Genomic DNA, 911 nt, shown 5'->3' on the forward strand with positions numbered 1-911 from the left:
AGGAGACCATCGCCGTGACCCGAAGCCGGAACATCGGCATCACCATCATCCTGCAATCCATGAGCCAGCTTGAGTCGAAGTACGACAAGAAGGCGCAGACCATCGTGGACTGCTGCGACAGCACGCTGTTCCTCGGCGGCAAGTCGAACTCCACGAACAAGGAGATCGCGGAGATGATCGGCAAGCAGACCATCAACCAGCTCACCTACAACGAGAGCACCGGCCAGTCGTCCAGCGCGTCCAAGAACATGCAGATACAGGGGCGCGACCTGATCGACGCGGCGGAGATCGCCAAGATGAGCCGCAGGAAGGCAATCCTGCTCATCGCGGGCACCAACCCATTGATGGACGACAAGTACGACCCCCACAGCCACAAGCGCTACTGCTACATCGTGGACAAACGCAACCCCAAGCGCCTCCACGACCAGTCCTTCGACTTCAAGGCGTACATGCGCGAAGCGGAAGCACACAAGGGTGCCTAAAAGATACCGGTCTGCTGGTACAATGGGCCGTGGCGTCGGGAAAATCCCATGCCACGGCCCCCAACCGAAAGGAGAGGAGAACCATCCCCACATGGAAGAAATCGTCCGCATCGCCGCGAAACCCATTGCCTACATCGGCGCGACCATCACCGTCATCGGCGTCATCTACCTTGGCATCCAGCTCAAGGACGGGATGCGCGGCGGGGGCGGCGAACTGGTGAAGGCCATCGCCCTGATCGTGTCGGGCGGCATCATCACAGGGTTCGCCGCGCTCTACGGGTTTACCGGGTTCTGACAGGAAACCCATTCACAACAACAAGAAAGGAACAATCACAATGCTCAGCAATGTAGTACAGATGCTCACTCAGGGCGTCACCTTCCTCGGCGGCGTGCTCGTCGTCTTCGGCCTCATCAACCTCGGCATGACCA

At 59.3% G+C, this 911-nt stretch carries 2 protein-coding genes; both read left to right on the forward strand.

What is annotated here, in order from left to right:
• Positions 1-482 (forward strand): TraG/TraD/VirD4 family protein (locus B5G37_RS14685; RefSeq protein WP_158099451.1); only part of this gene is annotated, 482 nt, incomplete at its 5' end.
• Positions 483-573: 91 nt separating this feature from the next.
• Positions 574-777, forward strand: coding sequence for a hypothetical protein (locus B5G37_RS14690; RefSeq protein WP_087258987.1), 204 nt, complete (start codon positions 574-576; stop codon positions 775-777).
• Positions 778-911: the final 134 nt, after the last annotated feature.

This window comes from Pseudoflavonifractor sp. An85, from assembly GCF_002161235.1.
Classification (GTDB): Bacteria; Bacillota; Clostridia; order Oscillospirales; family Oscillospiraceae; genus Enterenecus.